Source organism: Mesorhizobium sp. (genome assembly GCF_004962925.1).
Lineage (GTDB): Bacteria > Pseudomonadota > Alphaproteobacteria > Rhizobiales > Rhizobiaceae > Mesorhizobium.
The window spans coordinates 1-8421 of sequence record NZ_SUEO01000147.1 but is presented as its reverse complement, the minus strand read 5'-3'; the positions used below and the strand labels follow the sequence as shown (position 1 = coordinate 8421).

Annotated in this window: 7 protein-coding genes and 2 pseudogenes; 5 read left to right on the top strand and 4 right to left on the bottom strand. The window is 63.5% G+C overall.

Annotated features, from left to right (window positions below; genetic code table 11):
- Positions 1-233 (top strand): annotated as a pseudogene (locus tag E5W87_RS24500) (amidohydrolase/deacetylase family metallohydrolase); the annotation flags it as partial.
- Positions 234-402: 169 nt separating this feature from the next.
- Here E5W87_RS24500 and E5W87_RS24495 read toward each other — a convergent pair.
- Both E5W87_RS24495 and E5W87_RS24490 read right to left on the bottom strand, forming a co-directional pair.
- Entirely contained in the window at positions 403-2181 is a 1779-nt protein-coding gene (locus E5W87_RS24495) for an NAD(P)/FAD-dependent oxidoreductase (RefSeq protein ID WP_292403398.1), read from the bottom strand.
- Between the two features lie 202 nt (positions 2182-2383).
- Positions 2384-3328 carry a MurR/RpiR family transcriptional regulator gene (locus tag E5W87_RS24490; protein WP_292403396.1) on the bottom strand — a complete coding sequence of 315 codons (945 nt, stop codon included), beginning with the start codon at positions 3326-3328 and terminating at the stop codon, positions 2384-2386.
- A gap of 274 nt (positions 3329-3602) precedes the next feature.
- Here E5W87_RS24490 and E5W87_RS24485 point away from each other — a divergent pair, with 274 nt between their 5' ends.
- The 4 genes from E5W87_RS24485 to E5W87_RS24470 all read left to right on the top strand — a co-directional run bounded on the left by E5W87_RS24485 (position 3603) and on the right by E5W87_RS24470 (position 7672).
- Positions 3603-4430: an ABC transporter ATP-binding protein gene (locus E5W87_RS24485; protein WP_292403393.1), complete on the top strand. Its 828-nt coding sequence runs from the start codon at positions 3603-3605 to the stop codon at positions 4428-4430.
- Complete coding sequence (locus E5W87_RS24480) at positions 4427-5275, top strand: ABC transporter permease (protein ID WP_292403390.1); 849 nt, start codon at positions 4427-4429, stop codon at positions 5273-5275. Before E5W87_RS24485 ends, E5W87_RS24480 begins: the two co-directional genes overlap by 4 nt.
- Before the next feature lie 69 nt (positions 5276-5344).
- Positions 5345-6511 carry an ABC transporter substrate-binding protein gene (locus tag E5W87_RS24475; protein ID WP_292403385.1) on the top strand — a complete coding sequence of 389 codons (1167 nt, stop codon included), beginning with the start codon at positions 5345-5347 and terminating at the stop codon, positions 6509-6511.
- Positions 6512-6580: 69 nt separating this feature from the next.
- Positions 6581-7672, top strand: coding sequence for a Gfo/Idh/MocA family oxidoreductase (locus E5W87_RS24470; protein ID WP_292403382.1), 1092 nt, complete (start codon positions 6581-6583; stop codon positions 7670-7672).
- 128 nt (positions 7673-7800) lie between these two features.
- Here the strand turns inward: E5W87_RS24470 and E5W87_RS24465 are convergent.
- Both E5W87_RS24465 and E5W87_RS24460 read right to left on the bottom strand, forming a co-directional pair.
- Positions 7801-8239: pseudogene (locus E5W87_RS24465) on the bottom strand (amidase family protein); the annotation flags it as partial.
- A partial coding sequence (locus E5W87_RS24460) for a hypothetical protein (RefSeq protein WP_292403380.1) occupies positions 8236-8421 on the bottom strand: 186 nt, incomplete at its 5' end. The gene E5W87_RS24460 and the pseudogene E5W87_RS24465, both read right to left, overlap by 4 nt.

Genomic DNA, 8421 nt, shown 5'->3' with positions numbered 1-8421 from the left:
GTGCCGTCGGTGATATCGCGGTGCTGCGGCTGCGCCCGGGCAGTTTCACCTTTGTCGATGCGGTCGGCGCCTCGCTGGTCGCCGAGCAGAGGCTGGTTTCAGATGGCATCGTGATTGGCGGTACCTGGTGGCCGAACGAGGCGGCTAACGATCTCAGCGATACCGAGCGCTTCCAAGCCCATGCGCATGACACGCATATCGATGTGGTGGCCAGGCATTTCGGGCGTGGGTGATCTCCCCCCTCGAGGGGGAGATGTCGCCGAAGGCGACAGAGGGGGTCGGTTCGGCCGGGCTCACCTTCCTGCAACGGATGGAGGTTGGTGCTCGACGCGCGGCGACCCCTCTGGCCTGCCCTCCTTGCCAAAACTTGGCATCTCCCCCTCAAGGGGGGAGATTACAGCTTCACCCCGGCGCCCCATACACCGGCGTCGCAATGCCTTCCATCCTCGCCTTGATCTGCAGCGCAACGAATTTCGAATAGAAGCGCGACAGCGCCAGATTACCGCCGTGGAACCACAGCGCCTCCTGCGCCGTCGGCTTCCACATGTTGCGCAATTCGCCTTGCCATGGTCTGGGGTCGCCTTTCACGCCCGAGCCAATCCCCCAGCACGGGCCGACCTTGTCGGCGACCTCACGCGAGACGATCGCCGCCACCGTCTCGTTCATCGACTGATAGCCGGTGCAGGAGATGATAATTTCGGCCGCCAGCTCGGTGCCGTCGTCGAAGAGGATCCCTGTCGGCGTCAGCGACTTGATTCCGACGCCGCTGCGGACGCCGATCTCGCCGTTGATGATCAGATCCGAAGCGCCGACATCGATGTAGTAGCCCGAGCCGGTGCGGTAGGCCTTCATCAGCAGTCCGGTCTCGTCGTCACCGAAATCGATGGCGAAGCCGGCGCCGCGCAAGCGGCCGTAGAAGGCCGCGTCACGCGCCTTGATGATGTCGTAGAGCGCCCGCTGGCTTTGCGGCAGCAGCGCGAACGGCGTCGAGGCGACGATCATGTCGGCCTTCTCGGTGGTGATGCCGCGCGCCAGCGCCTTTTCCGAAAAGATCTCAAAGCCGACCTCCATCAGCGTGTCGGACTTGACGACCGTGGTCGGCGAGCGCTGGATCATGGTTACCTCAGCACCGCTCTCCCAGAGGTCGACGCTGACATCGTGCCCCGAACTTGCCGCGCCGATGACGGCGACGCGTCTGCCGCGGAATTTCTCGCCGCTGGAATACTGGCTGGAATGCAGGATCTCGCCCTGGAAGGCCTCGGCGCCCGACAGGTCGATCCGCCTCGGCGGGCCATAGGCGCCGGTGGCGAAGACGATGTGCCTCGGCTTCAGCGTGATGCGCTGGCCGGCGCGATCGACTTCGACCGTCCAGACCTTTTCGGCCTCGTCATAGCTGGCGCTGACGCATCTCGTGGAGGTCCAGTAATTGAGCTCCATGACGCGCGTATACATTTCCAGCCAGTCGCCCATCTTGTCCTTGGGCGTGAACACCGGCCAGTTTTCCGGAAACGGGATGTAGGGCAGATGGTCGTACCAGACCGGGTCGTGCAGCACGAGCGAGCGATAGCGGTTGCGCCAGGAATCACCGGCTTGAGCGTTTTTCTCGATGATGATGGCCGGCACGCCGAGCTGCCGCAGCCGCGCGCCCAACATGATGCCGCCCTGGCCACCGCCGATGACCAGGCAGTAAGGCTGCTGGCCGACGCCGAGTTCACGCGTCTCGCGCGCCCTCGCCTCTGCCCAAGTCTCGCGGTCCGGATCGGCCTTGTGGCGGACACCCAGCGGCCGCGCCGGCCCCTTGCGCTCCTCAAACCCCTTGAGGTCGGTCATCGCCGTGAACAGCGTCTGGCACCGGCCGTCCTGCAGACGCATGATGCCTTGACCCCACGCCGATGCCGTGTCGAAAGTGAACGAGGCTTCGACGATGCCTTCATCCGAGCTCGCCTCGCCACTGAGTTGCCAGGCAGTCGGCTGTGCCGTCGCCAGCGTGGCTTTCAGCATGTCGCGGATCGCCGCGCGGCCTTCCATCGTCTTGATGTTCCAGGTGAAGGTCAGCAGGTCGCGCCAATAGCAGTCCTCGGCGAACAGATTGGTCGCGGCCTCGGCGTCGCCCGCTTCGAGTGCGCGGGAGAGGGAAGAAAGCCAGGTCGCCGCCTGTTTCGATGGTGCCATGTCGAGCATCTGTGGTCCTTCTATCTTTTCAAGTCGGCGCCGCCCGGTTTTTCCTTCTCCCCTTGTGGGAGAAGGTGGATTGGCGCGCAGCGCCAAGACGGTTGAGGGGTGCTGGACGGAGCGCCGGTGGTTCCAAGCTGGAACACCCCTCATCCGACCGAGCTTCGCTCGGCCACCTTCTCCCACAAGGGGAGAAGGGACGTGGCGCCCGTCAATCCCCGAGCGGTTCCATCTCCTTACCCGTCCTGTGGATCTGGGCGTTGTATTTGATGCGGCGAACCGTCTCGCGGGCCGAGCCGTCGAGCTTGTAGGCGGCCGCCACGGCCATCAGGTCGATCGCGGCCAGGAAGGCGAAGCGGGACGCCGTCGGCTTCAGCGTGTCGGGATATTCGGGCACCGCCACCGTCAGCCTGACGTCACAGGCGCGCGCCAGATCGGTGTCGGGCGCGGTCACGCCGATCGCGTTGGCGCGGTAGTGCTTGGCGAGTTCCACCGCCTCGATCACTTCGCGCGTGCGCCCCGTTGCCGAGATGGCGATCACTAGATCGCTGGGCTTCAAGGTGGAGGCGGTCATCCGCATCAGATAGGGATCGCACTGGGCGCTGACGGTGATGCCGTAGCGGAACAGCCGGTATTGGGTTTCCTGCGCCAGCGCCGAGGAGCTGCCGCCGAGGCCGAACACCGTGACCTGGCGGGCCTTGGCGATGAGCTCGGCCGCCTTCACCAGCTGCGCCGGATCGAGCTGCCGTTCTGCTTCTTGCAGCGCCCGGCGCGCCTCGCCGAACACGGCATTCCAGAACGGCATGCCATTGTCGTTGCTGGTGGGCGGCGGCTTGCTCAGATAGAGCGCGCCGACGACGAGGCTCTGCGCCAGCTTCAGCTTGAAATCGCGCACGCCCTCGCAGCCGATGGCGCGGCAGAACCGGGTCACGGTCGGTTCGCTCACCCCGGCGCGCTGGGCGAGTACGGCATTGGAAGCATCGACCGCGAACCTGACGTCGTCGAGCACGACATCGGCGACGCGCCGCTCCGCCGGGCGCAGTTCACCGTAAGAGTCCTTGACCAGCGAGATGATGTCGGGGATGCGCCTGACATGATCGCGTGTATCCGGCTCGCCATCCGAAGTCAGTCGTGCATGGCCTTCAGCTTCGGTCATGAATCATTCCCCTGATGTTCGTGGGACTCGACCTCTACCATGTTTGCGCACCGCTTGCCTGCTCCGCCTCACGCGGCCGGTTTCCGAAGTATGTAGGAAAGCAACAAGCTTTTCAAGAAATAGAAAAACTAGCTGAAACAAGGAAGTAGCCTTGGCACAAACGATCCCTCTGACCAGAGCAGCGGTCGCTGCTTGACAGTAAAGTAGGATAGTTACAGACTGATTTTTACGGACGGATGACCCACTGGATCATCGCGCAATCTCCGAGGGGCGCATGAACGCGGGCAATGCAAAAACCCCGAAGCTTGGCGTGCAGGGCGCGACCAAGATCTATCATACGGCTTCCGGCGACCTTCTGGCGCTAGACCGCTGCAGCCTCGACGTCCACGCCAATGAAATTGTCTCGATCGTGGGCCCTTCCGGCTGCGGTAAGACCACGCTTCTGTGGTCGATGTCCGGGCTGCATCGTCTGTCCAGCGGGACAATCCGGCTCGACGGCAAGGAGATCACCGGGCCGCATCCGGATATCGGCATCGTCTTCCAGGAGGCAAACCTGCTGCCCTGGCGCAATCTCGACGCCAACATCCATTTTCCTTTCGAGATCAAGGGCGAGAAGCCGGATCGCGCCTGGATCGCGCATCTCGTCAACCGCGTCGGGCTAGACGGCTTCGGCGGCAAGTTTCCGCGCGAGCTTTCGGGCGGCATGCAGCAGCGTGCGGCGATCGTGCGGGCGCTGGCGCTGAAGCCCTCCGTGCTTTTGATGGACGAGCCTTTCGGCGCGCTTGACAGTTTTACCCGCGAGGAGATGAACCGTCTCGTCGAGGAGATCTGGCTCGATACGAAGACCACCATCGTCTTCATCACCCACAGCATCGAGGAGGCGATCTTCCTTTCCGACAGGGTCGTGGTGCTGAGCGCGCGGCCGGGGCGTGTCGCCAAGGAATATCGCGTGCCATTCCCACGCCCGCGCTCGCTGGAGATCATGGCGACGAAGGAAGTCTTCGACCTCACCAACACGATCAAGATGGACATTGTCGGCGAGCGTGTACGGCCGAAGGCGCGGGAGCGCGGCAACGCCGAAATTGTGAGGATCAGGCCGTGAGCGGAGGCGACACTATCCCGGAATTTTCCAAGACCAAGACGGGCGACGGGCATGAGGTCAGCCTGACCAATCTTTCGGCCTTCGCCAGCGGCCCCGGCATCAGGTCGGGCGCCGAGGTCGCGGCTATCATCGCCGTTGCGGTGATCATCATCGGCGGCATCGAGCTGGCGCTGCGGCTGTTCAATGTGCCGCACTACATCATGCCGGCGCCAAGCGCGATAGCCTATGCGCTGTTCGACGAGTTCCCGCTGATTGCGCCGCATCTCGGCTACACGCTGGTGGAACTTGTTTCCGGCTTTTCGATCGGCGCCATCGTCGGCCTGGTGATGGCTGCGGTGATCACGCAGTTCCCGTTCGCCGAGAAGATCGTGGCGCCGTACATCCTGCTCTTGGTCACCACGCCGATGCTGGCGCTGGTGCCGCTTCTGATCCTGCGTTTCGGCTTCGGCTACACGCCGCGCATCATCGCGGTCGCGCTCGCCGCCGGCCCGATGGTGATGATCAATGCGGCGACCGGCTTTCGCCGCGTCGACAGCGCCAAGATCGCACTGGCGCGTTCCTATGGCGCCAGCACCTTGCAGATATTCTGGAAGATCCGGGCGCCTATGGCGCTGCCGATGATCCTCGTCGGCCTGATGATCGGTGCGATCTTCGGGCTGTTGACAGCGGTCGGCGCCGAGATGGTCGGCGGCGGCTTCGGCCTCGGCAACCGGCTGACCACCTATTCGTCGATGATCCAGATGCCGCAGTTCTTCGCGGTGGTGCTGATCCTCTCGACCCTCGGCATCCTGATCTACGTGCTGTTCTTCCTGATCGGCAAGAAGTGGGCGAGCTGGGAGGCGTGAGCACAGAGGTGATAAAGGCGCCCGGGAGGCGGGCGTCAGGGCAAAGCAATCAACAAAAAGGGGAATGCCATGACCAAAGAAAGTTCAATCAGCCATAGCGCAGGGATCAGCCGCCGCTACTTCCTGCAAGTCACCGGCGCCGGCCTAGTGACGGCCACGGCGCTCGGCGCCTCGGGCTTGAGGGCGCAGGCTGAGGCCTATGAAAAATTCACCTGGATCTCGCCGCGCGGCACGCTCGAAGTGCTCGACGACTATCCCTATTGGGCCGCCAAGAAAGCAGGCTATTTCGGCGATCTCGACACCGACATGCAGCCGGGACCGTCGGACGGCACCGCGACGGTGAAGTTCGTCGATGTCGGCCAGGCCGACATGGGCTTCCCTTCGCCCGGCGTCTTCTCCTTCGCTATCCAGAACGGCATGAAGCTCAAATCCGTGTTCCACATGGGCGCGCGCGACACGTTCAGCTTCGCCTTCCGCAAGGGCGAGGGATCGAACGACCTCAGGAAGCTCGAGGGCAAGACCATCCTGCTCGGCTCTGCCGCTTGGCAGTCGATCACCGATCCGCTGCTGGCAGCGCAAGGCGTCGACATCAAGAAGGTGAAGTATGTCGAGGCTGGCTGGCCGACTTGGGGCACCGCGCTGGCCGGCGGCCAGGGCGACGCCGCCCTGTCATGGGAAGGGCTGCGCGCCGAGTGGATCGCCAAAGGGCTCGACTTCGAATACTGGCTCGGCGTGCAGAATTCGAAGTTGCCGGCAAACACTTTCGTCGTGCGTGCGGCCGATCTGGGGGATCCCGACCGCAAGGCATTCCTTGAAAAGTACCTGCGCGGCTGGGCGATGGGCTTGGAGTTCGGCTACCAGAATCCACGCGCGGCCGTCGAAGCGGTGTTCGAGCAGTTCCCGACGCTGGCCAAGAATCTCGGGCCCGAGCTCGGCACCACCTCGATCCTGCAGCAGATCAACGTCTTCCGCGGCGACATGGACAAGCGCGAAGGCTGGGGCTCGCACGACATGGCGAGCTGGCAGGGCTTTTTCGACGAGATCCACAAGATCGGCCAGATCACCAGTCCGGTGAAGGCCGAGGACGTCTGCACCAACGAGCTGATCGGCCCCGCCAATACCTTCGACAAAGCCAAGGTCAAGGCCGATGCCGACGGCTACAAACTGTCGGAGGGCTTTGCCGCGCTCGACGTCGAGAAGATCAAGGCGCATCTGTTCGACTCCGCGGTCAAGTAGCGCGCTCGGCAATTCTTATGGGCGGCGACTGCATCGCCGCCCCAATCAAATCAAAAAAGGGAGGTGGCTTTGGCCGACAAGGTGAAAGTGCTGGTGGTTGGTCTTGGCAATATGGGCGCGTCGCATGCCAGCGCCTACCATCGCTTGGACGGTTTCGAGATCGTCGGCATCATGAGCCGCACGATCAAGAGCAACACAAAGATCCCATCGGAATTAGCCGGCTATCCGCTCTACGAGGACTTTGACCTCGCGCTGAAGCAGACCAGGCCGGATGCCGTTTCCATCAACAGCTGGCCCAACACGCATGCCGAATATGCGCTGAAGGCGATCGACACCGGCTGTCATGTGTTCATGGAAAAGCCGCTCGCCACCAATATCGAGGATGCCGAAAAGGTTGTTGCCGCGGCGCGTGCCAAGAACCGCAAGCTGGTGCTCGGCTACATCCTGCGCGTCCACCCGTCGTGGATCAAGTTCATCGAGGTCGGCAAGACGCTCGGTAAGCCGCTGGTCATGCGGCTCAACCTCAACCAGCAGAGCAGCGGCAGCGCCTGGCACTGGCACAAGAACCTGATCGATTCGCTGATCCCGATCGTCGATTGCGGCGTCCACTATATCGACGTGATGTGCCAGCTGACCGGCGCCAAGCCGGTCCGCGTGCACGGCATCGGCGCGAAATTGTGGGCGGATGCCGCCAAGCAGAACTATGGCCATCTGCATGTCACCTTCGATGACGGCTCGGTCGGGTGGTACGAGGCGGGTTGGGGTCCGATGATGAGCGAGACGGCCTATTTCGTGAAGGACGTGGTTGGGCCGAAGGGTGCGGTCTCGATCGTCGCCGGCCAGCAGGCGAGCAACGCAGCCGAACTGGCCGAGGTGTCTGATTCAGCCGATATCGACCGGCACACCAAGACCGATGCGCTCAAGATCCACTATGCACAGGTGGACGGCGACAAGAATTTCAGTAAGCCGGACGAGATCGTCAGCATGGAGGACGAACCCGGCCACCAGGAGCTTTGCGACCGCGAGCAGGCATTCTTCCTGCGCGCCATCCGCGAGGATCTTGATCTGACCGAGCAAATGGATGCCGCGGTCAACAGTTTGCGCATCGTGCTTGCCGCGGAGCAAAGCATCGAGGAAGGGCGGACCGTCGAGCTGGCCTGAGGCCTAGCTCCGCCTTCGCGCACCGTCCGCGAGCAGCACAGGAAATAGGCGCCGCCATACCAATAGTCGCCGAAGGGCGCCAGGCTGACGCGTCCGCGCGACGGCTTTAGGCCGACGATGCCACAGCAGGAGGCCGGGATACGGATCGAGCCGGCGCCATCGCTGGCCTCGGCGATCGGCACCATGCGCGCGGCGACGGCCGCCGCCGCGCCGCCGCTCGAACCCTGGCGTGATGCCGTTCTCCCAAGGGTTTTTCGTTGCGCCGTAAAGTTTTGGTTCCGTGGTGATCGACCAGCCATTCTCGGGCGCGTTGGATTTGCCGACAAGCACCAGGCCCGCCGCCTTCATGCGGCGCACGACCTCGGTGTCGAAGTCGGCGACGACATCCCTGAGGAATGAACAGGAATTGGTGTTCGGCGCGCCGGTCCAGGACGAGGCCAGCTCCTTGAGCAGGAATGGTACGCCGGCAAAGGACGCGCTTCTGTCGACCGTTTCAGCCGAAGCCCGCGCCATGTCGTAGAGGCGGTGGACCACCGCGTTCAGCGCCGGGTTGAGCCGCTCGATCATGGTAATGGCCGCCTCGACAAGCTCGGCAGGCGCAACCTCGCCGCGCTGCGCGCGCGCCGAGGAAACTGCGCGTCGGCTTTACGGCTACGCCGCCAAACAGCACGGCCATCGACCCAGAGGTCAAGGCCACGGTGCTGGCGACGGTGTCCGCCCTCGAGCGCCTTGGGCACGATGTCGAGGAG